Source organism: Magnetospirillum gryphiswaldense MSR-1 v2, assembly GCF_000513295.1.
Lineage (GTDB): Bacteria > Pseudomonadota > Alphaproteobacteria > Rhodospirillales > Magnetospirillaceae > Magnetospirillum > Magnetospirillum gryphiswaldense.
In genome coordinates, this window is record NC_023065.1 from 3,785,721 (window position 1) to 3,805,204 (window position 19,484).

The 19,484-nt window shown below is 63.7% G+C and carries 18 protein-coding genes; 7 read left to right on the plus strand and 11 right to left on the minus strand.

What is annotated here, in order from left to right; genetic code table 11:
- Positions 1 to 12: 12 nt before the first annotated feature.
- From MGMSRV2_RS18165 to MGMSRV2_RS18215, 11 genes are all read right to left on the minus strand, one after another.
- On the minus strand, positions 13 to 1,227 hold the full coding sequence (locus tag MGMSRV2_RS18165; protein WP_024081844.1) for a S41 family peptidase: 1,215 nt from the start codon (positions 1,225 to 1,227) through the stop codon (positions 13 to 15).
- Entirely contained in the window at positions 1,224 to 3,536 is a 2,313-nt protein-coding gene (locus MGMSRV2_RS22260) for a methyl-accepting chemotaxis protein (RefSeq protein ID WP_024081845.1), read from the minus strand. The genes MGMSRV2_RS18165 and MGMSRV2_RS22260 overlap by 4 nt, the downstream gene beginning before the upstream one ends.
- Before the next feature lie 113 nt (positions 3,537 to 3,649).
- Positions 3,650 to 4,507 (minus strand): polyamine aminopropyltransferase, encoded by an 858-nt coding sequence (gene speE, locus MGMSRV2_RS18175; protein WP_024081846.1) that lies wholly within the window; start codon positions 4,505 to 4,507, stop codon positions 3,650 to 3,652.
- Positions 4,504 to 4,995 (minus strand): adenosylmethionine decarboxylase, encoded by a 492-nt coding sequence (gene speD / locus MGMSRV2_RS18180; RefSeq protein WP_024081847.1) that lies wholly within the window; start codon positions 4,993 to 4,995, stop codon positions 4,504 to 4,506. The genes speE and speD overlap by 4 nt, the downstream gene beginning before the upstream one ends.
- Before the next feature lie 75 nt (positions 4,996 to 5,070).
- Positions 5,071 to 8,514, minus strand: coding sequence for a tetratricopeptide repeat protein (locus tag MGMSRV2_RS18185; protein ID WP_024081848.1), 3,444 nt, complete (start codon positions 8,512 to 8,514; stop codon positions 5,071 to 5,073).
- 53 nt (positions 8,515 to 8,567) lie between these two features.
- A complete protein-coding gene (locus tag MGMSRV2_RS18190; protein ID WP_024081849.1) occupies positions 8,568 to 9,206 on the minus strand; it encodes a protein phosphatase CheZ in 639 nt (212 codons plus the stop codon).
- A gap of 24 nt (positions 9,207 to 9,230) precedes the next feature.
- Entirely contained in the window at positions 9,231 to 9,620 is a 390-nt protein-coding gene (locus MGMSRV2_RS18195; protein WP_024081850.1) for a response regulator, read from the minus strand.
- A 125-nt stretch (positions 9,621 to 9,745) separates the two neighbouring features.
- A complete protein-coding gene (locus tag MGMSRV2_RS18200; RefSeq protein WP_024081851.1) occupies positions 9,746 to 10,531 on the minus strand; it encodes a MotE family protein in 786 nt (261 codons plus the stop codon).
- A 7-nt stretch (positions 10,532 to 10,538) separates the two neighbouring features.
- Positions 10,539 to 11,099: a DUF6468 domain-containing protein gene (locus tag MGMSRV2_RS18205; protein WP_024081852.1), complete on the minus strand. Its 561-nt coding sequence runs from the start codon at positions 11,097 to 11,099 to the stop codon at positions 10,539 to 10,541.
- Between the two features lie 3 nt (positions 11,100 to 11,102).
- The gene (gene fliM / locus MGMSRV2_RS18210; protein ID WP_024081853.1) at positions 11,103 to 12,257 is read right to left on the minus strand and encodes a flagellar motor switch protein FliM; all 1,155 of its coding nucleotides are present in this window, start codon (positions 12,255 to 12,257) and stop codon (positions 11,103 to 11,105) included.
- Between the two features lie 9 nt (positions 12,258 to 12,266).
- Positions 12,267 to 12,815 carry a flagellar basal body-associated FliL family protein gene (locus MGMSRV2_RS18215; RefSeq protein ID WP_024081854.1) on the minus strand — a complete coding sequence of 183 codons (549 nt, stop codon included), beginning with the start codon at positions 12,813 to 12,815 and terminating at the stop codon, positions 12,267 to 12,269.
- 314 nt (positions 12,816 to 13,129) lie between these two features.
- On the opposite strand from MGMSRV2_RS18215, the gene flgF reads away from it, so the two are divergent.
- The 7 genes from flgF to MGMSRV2_RS18250 all read left to right on the plus strand — a co-directional run bounded on the left by flgF (position 13,130) and on the right by MGMSRV2_RS18250 (position 19,425).
- Positions 13,130 to 13,864, plus strand: coding sequence for a flagellar basal-body rod protein FlgF (gene flgF, locus MGMSRV2_RS18220; protein WP_024081855.1), 735 nt, complete (start codon positions 13,130 to 13,132; stop codon positions 13,862 to 13,864).
- A 24-nt stretch (positions 13,865 to 13,888) separates the two neighbouring features.
- Positions 13,889 to 14,674 (plus strand): flagellar basal-body rod protein FlgG, encoded by a 786-nt coding sequence (flgG, locus tag MGMSRV2_RS18225; RefSeq protein WP_024081856.1) that lies wholly within the window; start codon positions 13,889 to 13,891, stop codon positions 14,672 to 14,674.
- 8 nt (positions 14,675 to 14,682) lie between these two features.
- A complete protein-coding gene (gene flgA / locus MGMSRV2_RS18230; protein WP_024081857.1) occupies positions 14,683 to 15,645 on the plus strand; it encodes a flagellar basal body P-ring formation chaperone FlgA in 963 nt (320 codons plus the stop codon).
- Between the two features lie 27 nt (positions 15,646 to 15,672).
- Positions 15,673 to 16,428, plus strand: coding sequence for a flagellar basal body L-ring protein FlgH (gene flgH / locus MGMSRV2_RS18235; RefSeq protein WP_024081858.1), 756 nt, complete (start codon positions 15,673 to 15,675; stop codon positions 16,426 to 16,428).
- A 115-nt stretch (positions 16,429 to 16,543) separates the two neighbouring features.
- Entirely contained in the window at positions 16,544 to 17,026 is a 483-nt protein-coding gene (locus MGMSRV2_RS18240; protein ID WP_024081859.1) for a J domain-containing protein, read from the plus strand.
- A 96-nt stretch (positions 17,027 to 17,122) separates the two neighbouring features.
- Complete coding sequence (gene galU / locus MGMSRV2_RS18245; protein WP_024081860.1) at positions 17,123 to 17,995, plus strand: UTP--glucose-1-phosphate uridylyltransferase GalU; 873 nt, start codon at positions 17,123 to 17,125, stop codon at positions 17,993 to 17,995.
- A 125-nt stretch (positions 17,996 to 18,120) separates the two neighbouring features.
- Positions 18,121 to 19,425, plus strand: a complete 1,305-nt coding sequence (locus MGMSRV2_RS18250; RefSeq protein WP_024081861.1) for a UDP-glucose dehydrogenase family protein — start codon at positions 18,121 to 18,123, stop codon at positions 19,423 to 19,425.
- Positions 19,426 to 19,484: the final 59 nt, after the last annotated feature.

Genomic DNA, 19,484 nt, shown 5'->3' on the forward strand with positions numbered 1-19,484 from the left:
TGGCGCCGGAGGTCAGCGCTTGCGCACCACCTCCAGCGCCCGCTCCAATTGCGGGTCACTGTTTTCCGCCGGGGTGATTTCGATGTCGGGGCTGATGCCGACACCGTCCACCGGCTGTTTGTTGGGGCGGAAATAGCGGGCGATGGTCACGCGCACGCCGCCTTCCGACACTTCTTCCAGCACTTGCACGCTGCCCTTGCCATAGCTTTTTTGGCCCACCAGGGTGGCGCGGCCCTGGTCCTTGAGGGCGCCGGCGACGATTTCCGAGGCCGAGGCGCTGCCACCATCGATCAACACCACCATGGGGGTGCCGGCGACGATCTCGCCCTGGCGGCCATAGCGGCTGTCATTGTCGGCGGGGTTGCGGGCCTTGGTGGAGACGATGGCCACGTCACCCAGGAACAGATCGGCCATCTTCACCGCCTCGTCCAGCACGCCGCCGGGATTGCGGCGCAAATCCAGCACTAGGCCTTTCAGGCCGAAGGCTGATTGACGGTCCAATTCCATCACCTGACTGCGCAGCAGGGCGGCGACACCGCCGGAAAACTGGCTGACCCGCACATAACCGATATCGCCATCCAATCGCCCCTTGACCGGTTGCAGGCGGATGACGTCGCGGATGATAGCCAGGTCGCGGTCGGCTCCGGCGGGGTTGCGCAGGCGCAGCCGCACTTCCTTGCCGACGGGGCCGCGGATGCGGGCCACCACTTGGCCCAGGGTCAGGCCATCGACGCTTTCGCCGTCCACCGCCAACACGCGGTCGTCGGTGCGGATGCCGGCTTGGGCCGCCGGGCTGCCGTCGATGGGGCTGACCACCATGACCGCCTTATCCTTCATGGCCAGTTCCATGCCGACACCGCTGAACTTGCCCGAAACCGACACCTGCATGTCGTTCCATTCATTGGGCGGCAAATAGGCGGTATGCGGATCAAGAACATGGGTCAGTTCGGCCAGCCCGGCCTTGACCGCCTCGTCCAGGGGCTGGTTCTTGGCGGCGATGGCAGCGGCCATCTTGTCGGCCAGGACATGGCTGTCGGGGGCATCCACATGGCGGTCGGCGATGGCCTCGATGATCTCGTCCAGCAAGTCCACCTGCCGCTCGGCCAGTTTCACGCTTATGCCGGCCTTGTGGAAGGCTTGGCGCAGGGTTTCGCGGTCGGCGCGATCGGCATGGGCGGGGGCCGACCATAGGGCCAGAATGAGGGCAAAAGCGAGGGAGAGCCTCATCGGCGTCCCCCCATGGCGGGTTTGGCGTTTTGCTGAATGTCGGCAGCCAGACGCTCCAGTCCGCTCATGACCGCGGTCGAGGCCTTGTCCATGTCGGTCAGGGCCGCATTGGTGCCGGCGTGGTCACCACGGGCATGGCAGGCCAAGGCACGTTTGCCGGCATCGTGGACCCGGGCATGGGGATCGCGCAAGGCGGCGTAATGGGGCGAGTTGCGGATGGCGGGTTCCTTGACCTCGTCGTACCAATGACCCAGGCGGCAGGAATGATGGTCACTGAGTTTGTCGGCGGTTTGGGTATTCTTGCCGGCGACGGCATCGCGCACCGATCGGCAAAAGTTCTCGTGATCGATCTTGGTCGAGCGGACCAGGGCCGCGTGCCGTTGCAGGCCTTGGGCGGCGGACGAATCGAGGACGAAGAAGGCCATCTGCTCTTCCAATCCGGTGGCGGCATGGGCCAGGGACTGGGCGGCGGCGGCGGATTCCTCCACCAAGGCGGCATTCTGCTGGGTCATTTCGTCCATCTGGTTGACGGCGGCATTGACCTGATCGATGCCCGACGCTTGCTCGGAGCTGGCGGCGGCGATTTCGGCGACGATATCGGCCACCCTCTTCACGCTGCCCAGGATATCTTCCAAGGTCTTGCCGGCGCCCTTGACCAGATCGGCACCCGTACGCACCTGTGCCGAGCTCTCGGCGATCAGTCCCTTGATTTCCTTGGACGCCTGGGCTGAACGCTGGGCCAGATTACGCACTTCCTGGGCGACCACGGCGAAGCCCTTGCCGGCATCGCCGGCCCGCGCCGCCTCCACCGCCGCATTAAGCGCCAGCAGATTGGTTTGGAAGGCGATTTCGTCGATCATGCCGACGATGTCCTCGATCTTTTGCGACGAATTTTCGATGCGGCCCATGGCGCCGATGGCATCGGCGACCACTTGGCCGCCACCGGCGGCGACGTCGCGGGCACCGGCGGCCAATTGGTTGGCCTGCTGGGCATTGGCGGCGTTCTGGCGCACGGTGGCGGCCAGTTCTTCCATGCTGGCAGCGGTTTCTTCCAGGGCGCTGGCCTGCTGTTCCGAGCGTTCCGACAGATCCTGGGCCCCGGCGGCCACTTCCGCCGACGAGGTGGAAATCTGCCCGGTCGCCTGACCGATCTTGGTGACGATGACCGCCAGTTTTTCCGCCGTCTGGTTGACGTCGTTCTTCAACTGGCCGAAGACGCCGTCATAAGTGCCGGTGATGCGCTGGGTCAGGTCGCCATTGGCCAGGGCCCCCAGCACCTGGGCGACATCGCCCAAGGCATGGCCGGTGCGCCCGACCATGGAATTGACGCTTTGGCACAAGGCCAGCAAAAAACCGTCCTTGCCGGCGGTTTCGATGCGTTTGTCCATGTCGCCGTCGGCGGCGGCTTTGGCCACGGCGGCGATTTCGCCGACGATCGCGGTTTCGCGGGCACGTTGTGCCGCCTCGGCCTGGCGTTCCGCTTCCTCGCGCTGGCGCTGTTCCTGCTCCAGCCGCAGCTTGTCGATGGCGTTGTCCTTGAACACCTGCACCGCCTGGGCCATTTCGCCGATTTCATCCCGTTGCTGCAAAGCCGGGATGGCGGTATCCAACCGGCCTTGGGCCAGAGCGGTCATGGATCGGGTCATGGCGCCGATGCCGCCGGCCACCGAGCGGACGATCAATGCCGCCAGCACGGCGGCGAGCAGCAGGCCGCCCGCCATCAGGCCGATATCGACGATGCGGGAGGTGGACAGGGTCGTTTGCGCCGATTGGTATTCCGCCTGGGCGATGCGGGCCTGCAACTGGGTCAGTGCCGCCATGGCTTCCATCGCCTTGGCGAATTTCGGCCCGGCATCGTCGCGCATGTTGCGCCCGGCATCGTCGAACTGGCCGTCATTGGACAATTTCATGGTGATGTTGCGGCTGCTGCGATAGGCCAGCAGGTGGCGGGCGAAATCCTGCGCCAGCACTTTTTCTTCCGGCGTCAGATAGGTGGCCATGTAGGCCGACCAGATGTCGTCGGTCTGACGGTCCAGTTGTGCGGTGTTGGCGGTGAGGCGCGCCGCTTCGGCGGTATTGCCGCTGGTCGAGGCCAGGATGGCGTTGGCCCGCATGCGGTGCAGCTTGTCCTGGATTTCCGACAATTGCACCAGGGGGATGGCGCGGTCCTCATAAACCGTGCGCAGGCTGTCGGCCAATTGCCCCAGCGAGGTCAGTCCCTTGACCCCCACGGCCAGCACCAGCACGGCGAGAAAGCCGGTGAGAATAGCCAAGCGCGGGCCGATACGCAGGTTGTCGAGTGCAGCCATGAAGCTCATCCCAGGATATGATTTTCTGGATTGGGGCATGGCGCCAAAACAGAGTCAAGCCAATGAACCGTAAAAGAAAACGCCTCCGACCGAAGGCGGAGGCGTTTTACATTTCACGGCCCGGGGATCAAGTTTTGCACGTATTTGGGCAAGGCAAAGGATGCCTTGTGGATGTCGGGGGTGTAATAACGGGTTGCCACCGGCGCTGCCTGGAAACGGGCGGCGATGGTGTCGGAACTTTCGTGGCGAGGGCGCAGGCTGTGCGACGCCCAGCCCAAGGCCATCAGGCCACCCACATAGGTGGGCACGGCGGCGGTATAAAAGCTCACATCGGCGAAATGCGGGCGGCGGCGGCGCCAGGTATCGGTGACTTCCTCGCCTTGCAGGAAAGGTACGCCGTTCTGGTTGACGACAATGCCGTCAGGCGTCAGGCAGCGGGCGCAATCCTTGTAGAATGCCTCGGTGAACAAGACGCCGCCGGGGCCGATGGGATCGGTGGAATCGATGACGATCAGATCGAACTTGCGCTCGGTCTCGGCCATATAGCGCAGGCCGTCGGCGATGACGATCTCGGTGCGCGGATCGTCGAAGGCGCCGTCCGACACCGATGGCATATGGGTGCGGCAGAACTCCACCACCGCCGCGTCGATTTCCACCAGCACAGCCTGTTGGATGGCTTGATGCTTGAGGATCTCGCGCAGCATGCCGCCATCGCCGCCGCCGACCACGCAGGCGGTTTTGACGGCGCCGTGGGCATAGATGGGCACATGGGCGAGCATCTCGTGGTAGATGAACTCGTCGCCGGTAGTGACCTGGATCACCCCGTCCAGGGTCAGCACCCGACCGAAACCGGGGGTCTCGAACAGGACGATGTCCTGCAAGCCGTCATCGGCGCGGTAAAGCTCGCGGCTGACGGCGAAGCTCTGGCGCCAGTGGGGGTACAGCTCCTCGCGGAACCATGCCTCGGTCACGGCGTCAGGCCTCGCTTGTTTTCCGCCAAGGTGACGTAATCGGGGGTGAAGACCTCCTTCAGGATCGGCACCGCCTTGTAGGGGTCGCAATCGCCGCACATGAAGATGTCGAGCGCCGCATAACCGCGTTCCGGCCACGAATGAATGGAGATGTGGCTTTCCGCCAGCACCAGCACGCCGGAAATACCGCCATTGGGCTGAAAGTGGTGCAGATGGCAATGCAAGATGGTGGCGCCGCCGGCAATGGCCGAACGGCGCAAAGCCTCTTCCACCAAGTCGATGTCGTCCAGCCGGCTTGCGCCCCACAGGTCGATCAGCAAATGCGTGCCGGCGAATTTAACGCCGTTGCGCGACACATAATAATCCTTGCCGTTATCGGCTTCGGGCCAGGACTTCTTGTCCTGGGCGATGTCGACGACGGTGCTGTCTTGGGTATTCCTCGGATCAGTCCCCGAGTTCATCCCCAGTCGGGCAAGAGCCTGAGCCATTGCTCCCCCTCCAAACCAGTAGATGGACGTGACGGATAAGGGGCGGGTTATCCCCTAAAGGGGACGGGGATGCAACTAATTTATGGAAGACAGCCCTTGCGTCTGCATGCGCTTGGTCCAATCGGCCATGAAACCCTGGAAGCTTTGCACCTGCTTGATCTTGTCGGCGACGCTGGCCGGATCGATGATGCCGCGCTCGGGTTCCGAGGTCAGCAGGGCGAAAGCCTCGCGGAACTCGGTCTTGGCCATCTTGGCGCCGAAATTGCGCCGCAGGCGGGCCAGTCCGCGTTCGTCATGGGCCAAAGTCATGGCGGTGGCCAGATCGACCAGCCGTCGCGCCAGTTTGGGCTCGATGGGCAGATTGCCCAAGGGCGGTTCGACCATCTGTTCGACGGCGCTGACCACTTCCGGCCAACGCTTCTGCTCCCAGAAGATTTCCGCCCGCAATTCCTTGGCCTTGTCGGAATTGTCGTTGAGAATCAGGGCCAGGGCTTCGGCGGATCGGCCCAGATCGGCCAGGGCGCGCACCCGCATGTAGCGGCGTTGGTCATAAAGATCGGCCGGCTGGTCGGGCACCTCGCTGGCATCCAGGGCTTCCAGCGCCGGGCCGGGCTTGCGGTCGGACAATTGCAGGAAGGCCAGACGCGCCCCAACCCGGGCCTTTTCCACCCCGTTCAGGCGGAACCGCACCTGATGGCGCAGCAAATCGGCAGAGCGGTCGATCAGGTCCACCTGGGCCAGACGGTCGGCCAGTTTGCGGATCATCTCGTCGCCCTTGGTCCCCGACGGCGTCAGGTCCTGGAACTCGTCGAACAGGCCGATGGCGGCGAAGGCCGACAGATTGTCGGCGAGACCGCCCAGGAAAAGCTTTTCAAAGGTATCGGACATGGCCTGCTGGACATTGGGCACATCGGGATGTTCGGGGAAGTTGGACACCACGGTGCGCATCAGCCGAAGTGCGTCGGCATAGCGGGCATCGGCCACCATCAGTTCCGACAGGCGCTTCAGCAATTGATACTCGAAATCCTCGCCGCGCCAGGCGAAGCGCAGCTTTTCCAACTGGGCGATAGCTTCACCGGCGGAAATCAGGCCGCGCTTCAACTGCAATTCGATGCGGGCGCGGGCGGCATAGGCGCGGTCGGGACGGCTGGCGGAGTCTTCGGCCTCGCGGTACTTGGCGATGGCCTGATCCCATTGCTTGCCAGCCTGGGCGGCGATGCCCTGCATGTGGCTGATGGCGCCCAGGTCACGCGGCGACAGGCCGGGACCGTTCATGGCCTCGATGATGCGGTTGGCGCCCTTGGAATCGCCGGCAGCGGCGGTGGAACGCACCGCCTCGGTGCCGAGCGCCATGCGCAGGCGCGCGTGCAGACCCTTCATGTCGTCGGGGGCCAGACGCAGCAGCAGGGACTGCTTGTTGGGTTGGTCGCTCTGCTTGGAACGGGCGGCGGCCAGCCACAATTGCGCCTGCGGATCCTTGGCCAATCCGGCCTGGGACAGGTCGCGTTCGGCCTCGGGATAGCGGCCCATCATGTATTGGGCGACACCGTGCACACCGGCGAAATTGGGGGTGTCGACCATGGCCGGGTCGGTCTGGGCGATCAGGCGCAAGATGCCCAAGGCCTCGGCGGCCATGCCGTTGGCCAGGTAGTGGCGGGCCACTTCCAGGCGCTGGGCGTTTTTTTCCTCGGGCCGGATATAGGCCATGCGGGCCATCAGCTTCTGATGTTCGGGCACGAATTTATCGGTGCCGCCGCGCATCCAGCGCGACAGATCCACCGGCCCGCCGGGCGAGATCAGGGCGCCATCGCCCTCGGGGCCGGCGCCCGGGGCGCTGCCCGGTGCCGGCAGGTCGCGCGACAAATACAGACCGCCGGGCATGGACACTTCGATGCCGTTGCGATCGGCATCCAAGCGGGCGCCGTCGGCCAGCGGCACCAGGGCGACGCCCTGACCGGTGGCCAGCAACTCGGCGCCGGGCACCAGCAGGCTGTCCTTGATGCCGGCGCCGATGGCCGGAACCGGCATCACCTGCACCATGTCGCCCACTTCCGGGTCACGGAAGATGATGGGCTTCTGCGGGGCGTCGGCCACCGGGATCAGCAGGCGACCGCGATCCTCGAAATCGAATTGGCGGTTGACCGGCAGATAGGTCTTGGGAGTCAAGGGTTGCTCGGCCATATCGAACACCCACAACATGCCGTCCTTGCGCATTGTCGGGTTGAAGCCATTACGGGTCAGCAGGCGGATGGCGGTGCCGGTCCTGAGGTTGGGTACCTGCTCGGCCTGGATGATCACGTCACCGCCGGTGCGGCGCAACAGCTTGGTGTCCACCTCGGTCTTGCGATCGAATACCAGCCACAGCCAGCCGGCCCGACGAAACACGGCGGCGCCGGTGGGCTGGTCGAAGGGCACGCCCAGGCTGACCAGGGCCACGGCCTTCGGCGGCGGCGGTGGTGTTTCGGCGGCGGGGGTGGCAACGGTCGGGGCGGCGGGGGCGCCGACGGTCGGGGCGGCGGGGGCAGGGGGGAGGCCGGGCAGAACCGGCTGCGTCACCACCGGCAAAGACGGCGCCGGTTCCGGTTTGGCGGCGGTGGTGGTGGGCAGCGGCTCGGACGTGCCCATGGCGGGTGCCAGCGGCGGCGGCGGGGCGCCATCGGCGCGGGCCGGCGGGGCGCTGCCGGCGGCGCGGACCAGATCCACCGCCACCTTGGGGCCGCTGGTGAAGTGCCGCGCTCGCATGCCGGCGGGGATGGTCAGGACGATGGCGGTGCCGTTGCCCTGGGCCTTGATCTCGGCCACCCGCACATCGGCGGGCAGGGCGGCGGCCAGGGCGGTGGTGTTGATCCGCGCCGGGCGGTCAAAGGCGATCACCGCACTGGTGTCGGTACTGGTGACGGTATAGCCGACCGGCTTGGGCCAGTCGAAAACCAGACGGTTGAAACCGGTGTGTTCGCCGCCGCGCACCATGATGTCGGTGCCGGGGGCGCCATTCTTGGCTGGATCTGCCGGCTTGGTTTCCTCGGGCTTGTTTTCCACCACCGGCTTGGCCAGTTCGGGTGCCTTGGCCTCGGCGGGCTTGGGGGCGGCGGGGTTGACCTCGACCGGTTTCGCCTCCGCTGGCTTGGCCTCGGTCAGGTCGATGGCGGTGGAGGTGCCCGACTGAAAGGTCTTCACCTGCACCGGGCGCAGCAAATCGAAGGTGACCATTTGGCGGTCGGCGGACAGACTGGCCGCCTTCAGGTATTTGGGCAGGGCCTTGATCAAGGCCTTGGGGTCACCGGCAACCGGTTTGTCGAAGCGGACCACCAGCTTGTCGCCGTTGGCTTCCGCCGACCATTGCACCGGCCCGGCCCAGTCGAACACCATGCGCCCGAAGGTGGGGTGCTGGGCGCCGCGCGGGCTGGATTGCGCCCAGGCGCCATGGCCAAAGAAGCCGCAGCACAAAGCGGTCAGAAGCAGGACGGTTAAAAGGCGCGACAGCGGCTGCATGGCGATCCGTATGGCCAAAGCGGCCATGGGTAACGTTGCCCGCCCCCATTTCCCAGCTTGGCCGAAAGCCGTCATGAAGGTCAGTCGAAGCTCGCCAGCAGCCTGTCGATCTCGGCCTGATCTGCGGCGCCGGATGGAAGCTGCGGGCCGTTCAACAAATCCTCGTCGGAGACGATCGCTTTTTCCTGGCGGGCCTGGGGCTCGATCTCGCCACCAAAGGCCTTGACCAGGCTTTCGACCCGGGATTCGATTTCCTTGAGCATGCGCACCACCTTGGTGATGCGCTGGCCGGTGATGTCTTGGAAGGTGCAAGCCTCGAAAATACGAGTGGTGATCTCGGTCAACCGCTCGGCCACCTCGGCGTCCATCATCGGCGCCAAACCTTCCAGATGTTCGGCGGAATCCATGATCTCGTTGGTGGCCGCCTCGGTGGCGCCGACGATGGCGTCCAACTCGTCGGTGGCCGAGGCGATGAATTCATTTTTGATTTCGCCGGGGCGCAGGGCGGCGATTTCCGCCTTGGCGGCGTGGATGTAATCGGCCAGCGATTCCACTTCGCGGAACAGCTTGAGATCACTGCCGTCCAGATCGCCGGTCATGGTGTCGAGCATGGCCCGCACCACTTCGGCGATTTTCTCCACCCCAACGGTATCGCCATGCTCGCGGCGAATGGCGTCAAGACGCAATTCCAGATCGCGGTCAACGCCTTTCGCCGCCATGGTCGTCCCCCTTCAGCGGTGGTCTTAGTTGAAGTCGCCCAGGACCGAAGACATCTTGGTCTTCAGCGTCTCGGCGTTGAACGGCTTGACGATATAGTTGGAAACGCCCGCTTCCTTGGCGGCAATGACGTTTTCCGACTTGGACTCGGCGGTGACCATGATGAAGGGAATGGACTTCAGCTTGGCATCGGCGCGCACTTCACGCAGCAATTGCAGGCCGGTCATGGGTTCCATGTTCCAGTCGGAAATGATCAGGCCGTAATTGCCGACGCGCAGCATCTGGAGTGCCATCGAGCCGTCGGTGGCTTCATCCACATTATTGAAACCAAGCTGCTTCAGCAGGTTGCGGATGATTCGCAGCATCGTCTTGTAATCGTCGACGATGAGCACGTTCATATTCTTGTCGACAGACATCCAAAAGCTCCTTCGAGGCACTAGCCGCCAAATCCAACAGACCGCCGGCGCGAGTTTGATTAGTTAAGGTAGGGAAGCAGGGTCACGCAAGGCATTTTTCACCCGTTTCGCCAATAAAAGAACACTTATCCCCCATTTGCTGGCTTGGTCGTCGGCATTTGCCGGCGTACAGCCAGTTCCGAAGTCAGGTTTTTCGCCTTGGTGGGGTCCATTTCCGCCAAAATCGGGGCAACTTTCTGCTCTTTCATGCGTTCGACCACGTCGAGCATGATGCCCATTTCCAGCTGTTCAAAGATTTTGGCCGCATCCTTGGGTTTCATGTTTTCATAAATCTTGACCAGGGATCGCATCTTTGAATCTTCCTGATCGTTATATTGGCGCAGCAAGCCCTCGATGGTGCTTTGCAGCGTCTTCATTTCGGTTATTTTCCGCTCGATTTGATTCTCGGCGGCTTTTTGTAAGGCTTCGCGCCGCTCGATGTCGCGTTCGCGCGCATCCAAGGTGCCACGACGTTCCTGCAGTTTCTGCAGAACCTCCAATTCGGTCTGGCTGAAGACGCCGGCATCGGACGGCACCGAGGCCTGCTGTTCCGACCGGGGCGTCGGGGCTGGGGCTGGGCCGGGGGGGGGCGAGGACGCGGCGGTTGGGGCGGCGGCCGGGGGACGCGGGGTGTTGCCGCCGTTGGTCTGGGCCGGCGGCGGGGCCTCGGTCGCCTTGGGTTCGGCCTGCTGGGCCTGCAACTCGCCGGCCAGACGGACGCTGGACAGGTCGACGAAGCCGTTCCTGATGTCGATGACCCGTACCGACAGCATCAGCGCCGCCACCGCGATCAGCACCGGCAGCAGGCGGAAGAACGGGGTGCGGGGCGTTTTGGCTTTGACTTTGGCTTTGGGCTGTGCGGCGCGGGCCATGATGGCGTTACCTCATGGATTGCAGGGCGCGCAGCAACTCGCGCTCGGCTTCCGAGCGTTCGTCCACGTCCTGTTCACTGGCGGCGGCGGCTGCCGCCATGGTGGCGGCGCGGGCCGAGGACGGCGAGAAGCCGCCACCACCCGAGCCCATGGCCGAGCCCATGGCGCCAGCTTGGGCGGCACCACCGGTCTGGGCGCGCGGGGCCGGCGGCGGCACTGCCGCCGGGGCGCCCTTGACCTCGGTCCGGGCCGAGCGCACGGCATTTTCCAGGCGGTTGGCCATGGTGTCGGCGCGTTCGATCATGAAGGCCAGGTCGTCGCGCAGGGACTGGGCCTTTTCCACCCGTTCCTGCAACGATTGGCCGGCATCTTCCGCCGCCTTTCTGAGCTTGGGAATGGACGATTCGGCCCGCACGGTGGCTTCATTGAAGCTGACGATGATCTTGGCCAGGTCGTCGCGGTTCTTGCGCAACTGGGTCAGCCGCTGGTTCAGCATCACCGCATAGCCGATGGTGGCCACCAACAGGACCGAGACCAGCAAGTCGAGGATGATCTTCCAATCCAACATGGCCTAGCCCTTGATCTTGTCGTCGACGCGGATGGCGATATGCGGACCCTTGCGCCCCATGCGCCCGCGGAACATGGAAACGTCGCCGCAGCGCAGGTCGATGGGCGAATTGGGCTGGGCGTTCAGCAGGATCTTCGACCCCACCTTCCAGTTCAGCACGTCGCGCAGGCCCATGACCTGCTCGTCGAGGACGGCTTCCATCTGCACCTCGGTCAACCACAGCTCTTCCGCCAAGTGGGTCTCCCAGATGGAATCGCGACCGAACTTTTCACCCATGAACATCTGCAGCAGCAATTCGCGCACCGGTTCCAAGGTGGCGTAGGGCAGCAGCAATTCCAGGCGACCGCCGCGATCTTCCATGTCGATTCTGAGCTTGGCGACGATGGCGGCGTTGCTGGGGCGCGAAATGGTGGCAAAGCGCGGATTGGTTTCCAGACGGTCGAAACGGAAGGTGACCGGCGACAGCGGGTCGAAGGCGGCGGACAGGTCCGACAGCACCACGTGGACCATGCGCTCCACCAGATTGCGTTCGATGGTGGTGTAGGGCCGGCCTTCGATACGCATGGCCGCAGTGCCGCGGCGTCCGCCCAACAGCACGTCGACGATGGAGTAGATCAGGGACGAATCCACGGTAAGCAGGCCGTAATTGTCCCATTCCTCGGCCTTGAACACCGCCAGCATGGCCGGCAGCGGGATCGAGTTGAGGTAATCGCCGAAACGCAAGGAGAGGATGTTGTCCAGCGACACTTCGACGTTGTCGGAGGTGAAGTTACGCATGGAGGTGGACATCATGCGCACCAGACGGTCGAACACCACTTCCAGCATGGGAAGGCGTTCGTACGACACCAGGGCGGAATTGAGGATGGCCTGGATGCCCGAGCGGTCGTCGCCGCGACCGTGGTCGTCATCGAAGCCCAACAGCGAGTCGATTTCGTCCTGGTTGAGGACGCGGGTGGAATCCTTGGGCGTGTCGTCGGCTTCGTCGCCGCCGCCGCCGCCGCCCAGCATGGCTTCCCATTCCGCCGCCATGGCATCGGACTCGCCGCCCTCGCCGCCGCCACTGCCGGTGTCGTCACCGGCCATGGCAGCCCATTCCTTCATCAGGGCTTCTTCGTCGTCTGCCGAGCGGCTTTCGCCGCCATCTTCATCCATCGCCATGTGCTTCGCCTACTGGACCAGCATCTCGCGGAACAATACATCGTTTACTTTGACCGGCTTGACCGCCGCCTGCACGCGGGTCAGCAATTCCTCGCGCAGCAGATGCATGCCAGCGGCACCTTGCAGATCCTCGACCCTCAGTTCGCGCAGGTAGACCTGGAACGAATCGACGATGCGCGGCAGCACCACCTGCACCTTGGGCTCATCCAACGGGCTTTCCAGCTCGAGGGCGACCAAAATCTTCAAGAAGGCCTGCTTGCGACCGTTGCTTTGCAGGTTCACCAGCATTTCCGGCAGGTTATAAAAGTGCGCCGGGCCGATGGCCTTGGGGGCGTCGCCCTTGGGCGCCTCGACCGGGGCTTCGGCCTTGTGGTCGCCCTTGCCCATCAACCCGTCGAGCACGCCCGAGAAGAACAGACCGGCGCCCGCACCCAGCAACAGCAAGATGGGCAGCACGATCATCAGAATCTTTTTGATCGGCGGCTTCTTCGAGCTTGATGACGGCAGATCCTCTAGGCCTTCACCTTCGTCGAAATCTTCTTCCAGATCTTCGGCCATGTTTCCCTGCCTGACGAAATAAGGTCCACGCATGCGTCGCGGCCGGTCGCACGCCCGGACCTCTAAACTACGCCTTCCGGGGTTAACAGAACGTTGCCCCAGGAACCGGCTTCTGCACCGGCTTCTGCCCCGGCTCCAGGCCCGACCGCCGCCCAGACCATAGCCATAGATGGACTAGGCGGCAATATCTGCCCGGCAGGCCTTGCCAAGTGAGCGGGTGCAAAAAAGTGAAATGGCGGAAATCGGCGGTTTCCAGGACTTGGCACGGCAAATGCAAGATGGTTTTGGCTCGTTTGGCAATCAGGTATCCGATCATGGAAAACACATCTTACATCGCGCTATCACGTCAGAACGCCCTGTGGCGTCAGCTCGACGTCATCGCCGGCAACATGGCCAACGCCAACACGCCCGGCTACAAGAGCGAACAGATGATGTTCCGCGAATATCTGATGGACACCCGCTCGTCCGACCGCGCCACCGGCAAGAAGCTGTCTTACGTGCAAGATATCGGCCTGCTGCGTGACACCCGCGAAGGTGCCTTCACCAAGACCGACAACCCGCTGGACCTGGCGCTGCACAATGACGGGTTCTTCCAGGTCGAGACCGAAGCCGGCATGCGTTATACCCGCAACGGCCATTTCCGCCTGGACGAAGGCGGCATGCTGGTCAATTCCCAGGGTGCGGCGGTGATGGACACGGGCGACAATCCGATCATCCTGGCCCCCAACGAAACCCGCATCACCGTCACCCCCGATGGCTCGGTTTCCACCGAAAACGGCATCGTCGCTAAGATCAAGGTGGTGCGCTTCGCCAATGACCAGGACATGCGCAAGATCGGCGACAGCCTGTACGAGACCACCCAGGACCCGGACACCATCGCCCGGCCTAGCATCGTCCAGGGGATGATGGAAGAATCCAACGTTCAGCCGGTGGTGGAAATCACCAAGATGACCGAGGTTCTGCGCCAGTATCAGGCGTTGCAGAACATCCTGGAAAAAGAACACGAACGACAGATGAAGGCCATGGAAGTCTTCGTCTCTCGTAATTAATGCCCGTTTGAAGGAGTTATCAGGATGCGCTCGCTCAATATCGCCGCCACGGGCATGCTGGCCCAGCAGACCAACGTCGAAGTCATCTCGAACAACATCGCCAACATGAACACCACCGCTTACACCAAGCGGCGGCCCGAGTTCAGCGACCTGTTGTATCAGAACCTGCGCCGCGTCGGCGCCGCCTCGTCGGACGCCGGCACCATCGTGCCGACCGGCGTGCAGCTTGGCCTGGGCGTCAAGACCACCGCCGTTTACCGCATCACCGAACAGGGTTCGGTACAATCCACCGACAACACGCTGGACGTGGCCATTCAGGGCAAGGGCTACTTACAGATCCGCCTTCCCTCGGGCGATACCGCCTATACCCGCGACGGCTCGTTCCAGTTGTCCGAAGCCGGCCAGATCGTCACCCATGAAGGCTATACCGTGCTGCCCGGCATCACCGTTCCCAACAACGCGGTGGGCATCTCCATCAACGCTTCCGGTCAGGTGATGGTCAAGGTCGATGGCTCCATCGATCAGACCGTGGTCGGTCAGCTGCAATTGGCCAATTTCGCCAACGAAGCCGGCCTGGAAGCCCGCGGCGACAATCTGTTCCTGGAAACCCCGGCCTCGGGCGGGGTTTTGGCCGGCAATCCCGGTTCGCCCGGTTACGGCACGCTGTTGCAGGGCTTCTTGGAAACCTCGAACGTCAACGTGGTGGCCGAGGTGACCAATCTGATCAGCGCCCAGCGCGCCTATGAAATGAACTCGAAGGTCATCCAGACCTCGGACGAAATGATGTCCACCATCAACCAGCTGAAGTGAGGCGGATCATGAAGCGCATCCTTGCCGCCACCATCCTGACCCTCTGCGCCGCCCAAGCCTGGGCCGCCGATTTGCCGGTCAGCCTGAAGCAGACCGCCACCATCCAAGGCGACGTGGTCAAGTTGGGTGATTTGTGGGACAACCTGGGAGCCAAGGCTGACGTGGTTCTGGCCGGGGCGCCGCAGCCGGGCAAGCGCATCGTCGCCGATGCCCGCTGGCTGGCCGCCGTGGCCCAGGCCAACGCCATCAACTGGCAGCCGTCCTCGGGTTTCGACCGCATCGTCATCGAACGCCCCGGTCAGTTGGTCGACATGCGCCTGATCGAGGCGGAACTGCGCGACGCCCTGGCCATGGAAGGCCTGCCCGGTGCCTTCGAGATGGAAGTCTCCAACCGTTCCGCCCTCAACATCATGGTGCCGGCCAATGTCTCGGGCCTGATCGCCATCCGCGACGTCGCCGTCGATGTCCGCAACAACCGTTTCGCCGCCACCGTCGAGGTGCCCGCCGACAGCCCCAACAGCCCCAACGCCGTGCGTCAGCGCGTCAACGGCAGGTTTTTCCCGGTGGCCAAGGTGCCGGTGCTGGCGCGGCCCTTGAACCGCGGCGACATCATCACCGAAGCCGACATCAAGTGGGTCGAACTGCGTGCCGACGTGGCGCGGCGCGACATCATCATCGACGTCGATCAGATCATCGGTCAGGAGCCGCGCCAGCCGGTACGCGCCGACGCGCCGTTGCGGGCCAGCGAACTGCGCCGCCCGGTGCTGGTGGAGCGCAACGCCATGGTCACGGTGACGCTGAAGACCGCCAACATGTCGCTGACCAGCCAGGCCAAGGCCACCGAGGCCGGCGGCAAGGGCGACGTCATCCGCATCACCAATCTGCAATCCAAGCGCACGGTGGAAGCCGTCGTCGAAGGTCCCGGCCTGGTGTCGGTGACCCCCGGCGGTCCCCGTGTGCTGTCCAACTAAGTCCGTTTCGATCAGGAGCGACCGATCATGATTTCCCGCATTCTTCTCCGCACCACCGTGATCGCCCTGGCCGTGGGCTCGTTGTCGGCGTGCAACGCCCTGTCGCGGCTGTCGGAAGTGGGCTCCGGCCCCACCGTGTCGAAGATCGAGGATCCGACCCAGCGGGCCGGTTACCAACCGGTGGTCATGCCCATGCCGCAGCCGGTGGCGCCGCCGCAAAACGCCAATTCCCTGTGGCGTCCAGGCTCGCGCGCGTTCTTCAAGGACCAGCGGGCCAAGGAAATCGGCGACATCCTGACCGTGGCGGTGGCCATCACCAACGAAACCGCCAGCTTCGAGAGCAAGTTGACCCGGTCGCGCGAAGCCGAGGAAGATGCCGGTATCACCGGTCTGCTGGGCTTCGAGAACTCGCTCAACAAGATTTTGCCCGACGCGGTCAATCCGGCCACCTTGGTGGGGGCCACCGGCACCAGCACCAACACCAATTCGGGTAAGACCGAACGCAATGAAAGCCTGACCGTCAGTCTGGCGGCGATCATCACCCAGGTGCTGCCCAACGGCAATCTGGTCATCGCCGGCAAGCAGGAAATCCGGGTCAACTACGAAATGCGCGAACTGAACGTCCAGGGCATCATCCGGCCCGAGGATATTTCGTCCGCCAATTCGGTGACCTACGACAAGATCGCCGAGGCCCGCATCTATTACGGCGGCCGTGGTGTCAATTCCGACCTGACCCAGCCGCGCTATGGTCAGCAATTGCTGGATGTGATCCTGCCCTTCTGATGGTGGATGGTGATCCCGGTGGGCAAAAAACGCCTACCGGGATCACGTGCTTTTCGGGGGGAATTTTTTGCCGGGATACTTGATCCCGGTCGTTCGCGCTTATACTCCAGGGATCATGTTCGCGCCTCTTGCCCTTCTTGTCGCCCTTGCCGCCGCCGCCTGGCTGTTGTTCGGCTGGCTCAAGCGCCACCATCCTCGCCATGCCGCCAAGGTGATGGCCGGATTGGGGGCGGGCCTGCTGCTGCTGGCCGGGACGTTTCTGGTGCTGACCGGCAAGCTGTCCGGTCTGGCCGCCATCGGCGCCGGTCTGTGGATCTGGCTGCAACGCGCGCTCAAGGCCCATGCCGTGTGGAAAAGCCTGCGCGGTCTGGGCCAGCGGGCCGAGCCGCCGCCCCGATCATCGTCCGGCCCACCGATGAATGCGGGCGGCATGAGCCTCGAGGAAGCCCGCGAAATCCTGGGTATCGATGCTAAAGCCGATGTGGCCGCCATCAAGGCGGCGCATCGCCGGCTGATGGAGGCCAACCATCCCGATCGCGGTGGTTCGACCTGGATCGCGGCGCGGCTGAACCAGGCCCGCGACCGCTTGTTGTCGTAAAAATCCTACGCTTTCGTTGCGTCCGGCGCGAGGCCATGGCAAAACAGCGGCCATCCGCACCATCATTGTGGATTAACGAATTCTAGGAGCTGGTACATGGCACGTCGTGTTCGCAAGGCAGTGTTTCCCGTCGGCGGCATGGGCACCCGGTTTTTGCCCGCAACCAAGGCCATGCCCAAGGAAATGCTGCCGGTGGTCGACAAGCCGCTGATCCAATACGCGGTGGAAGAAGCCGCTGCCGCCGGTTGCGAGCATTTCATCTTTGTCACCGGTCGCGGCAAGAACGCCTTGGAAGACCATTTCGACCACAACCCTGAACTGGAGCGCACGCTGAAGGAGCGCGGCAAGTTCGATCTGGTCGAGGCGGTGACCTCGTGGATGCCTAAATCCGGTCAGATGAGCTATACCCGCCAGACCGAGCCTCTGGGCCTGGGCCACGCCGTGTGGTGCGCCCGCGATCTGGTCGAGGACGAGCCCTTCGCCGTGCTGCTGCCCGACGACCTGATCCTGGCCAAGACCCCGTGTCTGAAGCAGATGGTCGCCGCCCACACCGAACTGGGCGGCCATGTGGTCGCCGTCACCGACGTGCCGCGCGAACACACCAAGCGCTACGGCATCTTGGATGTGGAACACGACAACGGTCGGGTCGCCAAGGCCAAGGGGTTGGTTGAAAAGCCCGATCCGGCGGTGGCGCCGTCGACGCTGTCGATCATCGGCCGCTACATCCTGCATCCGGCGGTGTTCGACGTCCTCGACAAGAAGGAAAAGGGTGCAGGCGGTGAAATCCAGCTGACCGACGCCATCAGCCAGACCATCGGCATGGTGCCGTTTCACGGCCTGCGTTTCGACGGCCAGCGTTTCGATTGCGGCGACAAGGTGGGTTGGCTGGAAGCCAATATCGCCTTCGCTCTCGAGCGCGAGGATACCGGCGATGCCGTGCGCGAAGCCCTGGCCAAGTATAAATTCTAGACGTGCGAATGGCCCGTGCCGGGGGGGCAGGCGCCACCGTGTGCGGGGCACACGTCTACGATTCCGGGCTCATCGCATATCCACGCTTCGCGTGAACATGCTCTAACCTTTAAGGATCGCACCTCATGCGTATCGCCATGATCGGCACCGGCTATGTGGGTCTGGTGTCGGGGACCTGTTTCTCGGAATTCGGCATCGACGTGGTTTGCGTCGACAAGGACGTGCGCAAGATCGAATTGCTGCACGAAAACGTCATGCCCATCTACGAGCCGGGTCTGGACGAACTGGTCGCCGACAACGTCAAGGCCGGGCGCCTGTCCTTCACCACCGATCTGAAGGCGGCGGTCAAGGACGCCGACGCGGTATTCATCGCCGTCGGCACGCCGTCGCGGCGCGGCGACGGCCATGCCGATCTGTCCTATGTCTATGCCGCGGCCGAGGAAATCGCCGATGCCATGACCGGTTATACGGTGGTGGTGACCAAGTCGACCGTGCCGGTGGGCACCGGCGACGAGGTCGAGGCGATCATCAGGAAGCGCCGGCCCGACGCCCAGTTCGATGTGGTCTCCAACCCGGAATTCCTGCGCGAAGGCTCGGCCATCAACGATTTCATGCGGCCCGACCGCGTGGTCATCGGCACCGAATCGGACAAGGCCCGGGCGGTGATGAAGCAGCTTTACCGCGTGCTCTATCTGATCGAGACGCCCATCGTCTTCACCTCGCGCCGCACCTCGGAACTGATCAAGTACGCCGGCAACACCTTCCTGGCGACCAAGATCACCTTCATCAACGAAATCGCCGATCTGTGCGAAAAGGTCGGCGCCAACGTCCATGACGTGGCCAGGGGCATCGGCCTGGATGGCCGCATCGGCAAGAAGTTCCTGCATCCCGGTCCCGGCTATGGCGGCTCGTGCTTCCCCAAGGACACCCTGGCCCTGGTCAAGACGGCGCGGGATTTCGGCGCCCCCTTGCGCATCATCGAGACCGTGGTCGATGTCAATGACAAGCGCAAGAAGGCCATGGCCGAGCGCGTGGTCGCCGCCTGCGGCGGCTCGGTCTTGGGCAAGACCGTCGCCGTGTTGGGCCTGACCTTCAAGCCCAACACCGACGACATGCGCGACAGCCCGTCGCTGGATATCGTGCCGGCACTGGTGGAAGCCGGGGCGGTGGTCAAGGCCTTCGATCCCGAGGGCATGGAAGAAGCCAAGAAGATGCTGTCCGGCATCACCTATTGCGACGATGCCTATACCACCCTGGCTGGGGCCGATTGCCTGGTGATCGTCACCGAATGGAATGAATTCCGCGCCCTCAACCTGTCCAAGGTGAAGGCGGCGCTGAAATCCCCGGTGGTGGTGGATTTGCGCAATGTCTACGACCCGGTGGAAATGCAGGAAGCCGGTTTCACCTATATCAGCATCGGTCGGCCCTGATCGGGGCTTTTCCGATCCGTTCCATGGCAGCCGGTCCCAGGTCCTGGGGCCGGCTGTTG

Excerpts from the sequence above, each read along its gene's own strand:
- MGMSRV2_RS18165 (WP_024081844.1), bottom strand. The coding sequence starts at position 1,227 with ATGAGGCTCTCCCTCGCTTTTGCCCTCATTCTGGCCCTATGGTCGGCC.
- MGMSRV2_RS22260 (WP_024081845.1), bottom strand. The coding sequence starts at position 3,536 with ATGGCTGCACTCGACAACCTGCGTATCGGCCCGCGCTTGGCTATTCTC.
- speD (WP_024081847.1), bottom strand. The coding sequence starts at position 4,995 with ATGGCTCAGGCTCTTGCCCGACTGGGGATGAACTCGGGGACTGATCCG.
- MGMSRV2_RS18185 (WP_024081848.1), bottom strand. The coding sequence starts at position 8,514 with ATGGCCGCTTTGGCCATACGGATCGCCATGCAGCCGCTGTCGCGCCTT.
- MGMSRV2_RS18190 (WP_024081849.1), bottom strand. The coding sequence starts at position 9,206 with ATGGCGGCGAAAGGCGTTGACCGCGATCTGGAATTGCGTCTTGACGCC.
- MGMSRV2_RS18195 (WP_024081850.1), bottom strand. The coding sequence starts at position 9,620 with ATGTCTGTCGACAAGAATATGAACGTGCTCATCGTCGACGATTACAAG.
- MGMSRV2_RS18200 (WP_024081851.1), bottom strand. The coding sequence starts at position 10,531 with ATGGCCCGCGCCGCACAGCCCAAAGCCAAAGTCAAAGCCAAAACGCCC.
- MGMSRV2_RS18205 (WP_024081852.1), bottom strand. The coding sequence starts at position 11,099 with ATGTTGGATTGGAAGATCATCCTCGACTTGCTGGTCTCGGTCCTGTTG.
- fliM (WP_024081853.1), bottom strand. The coding sequence starts at position 12,257 with ATGGCGATGGATGAAGATGGCGGCGAAAGCCGCTCGGCAGACGACGAA.
- MGMSRV2_RS18215 (WP_024081854.1), bottom strand. The coding sequence starts at position 12,815 with ATGGCCGAAGATCTGGAAGAAGATTTCGACGAAGGTGAAGGCCTAGAG.
- flgF (WP_024081855.1), top strand. The coding sequence starts at position 13,130 with ATGGAAAACACATCTTACATCGCGCTATCACGTCAGAACGCCCTGTGG.
- flgG (WP_024081856.1), top strand. The coding sequence starts at position 13,889 with ATGCGCTCGCTCAATATCGCCGCCACGGGCATGCTGGCCCAGCAGACC.
- flgA (WP_024081857.1), top strand. The coding sequence starts at position 14,683 with ATGAAGCGCATCCTTGCCGCCACCATCCTGACCCTCTGCGCCGCCCAA.
- flgH (WP_024081858.1), top strand. The coding sequence starts at position 15,673 with ATGATTTCCCGCATTCTTCTCCGCACCACCGTGATCGCCCTGGCCGTG.
- MGMSRV2_RS18240 (WP_024081859.1), top strand. The coding sequence starts at position 16,544 with ATGTTCGCGCCTCTTGCCCTTCTTGTCGCCCTTGCCGCCGCCGCCTGG.
- galU (WP_024081860.1), top strand. The coding sequence starts at position 17,123 with ATGGCACGTCGTGTTCGCAAGGCAGTGTTTCCCGTCGGCGGCATGGGC.
- MGMSRV2_RS18250 (WP_024081861.1), top strand. The coding sequence starts at position 18,121 with ATGCGTATCGCCATGATCGGCACCGGCTATGTGGGTCTGGTGTCGGGG.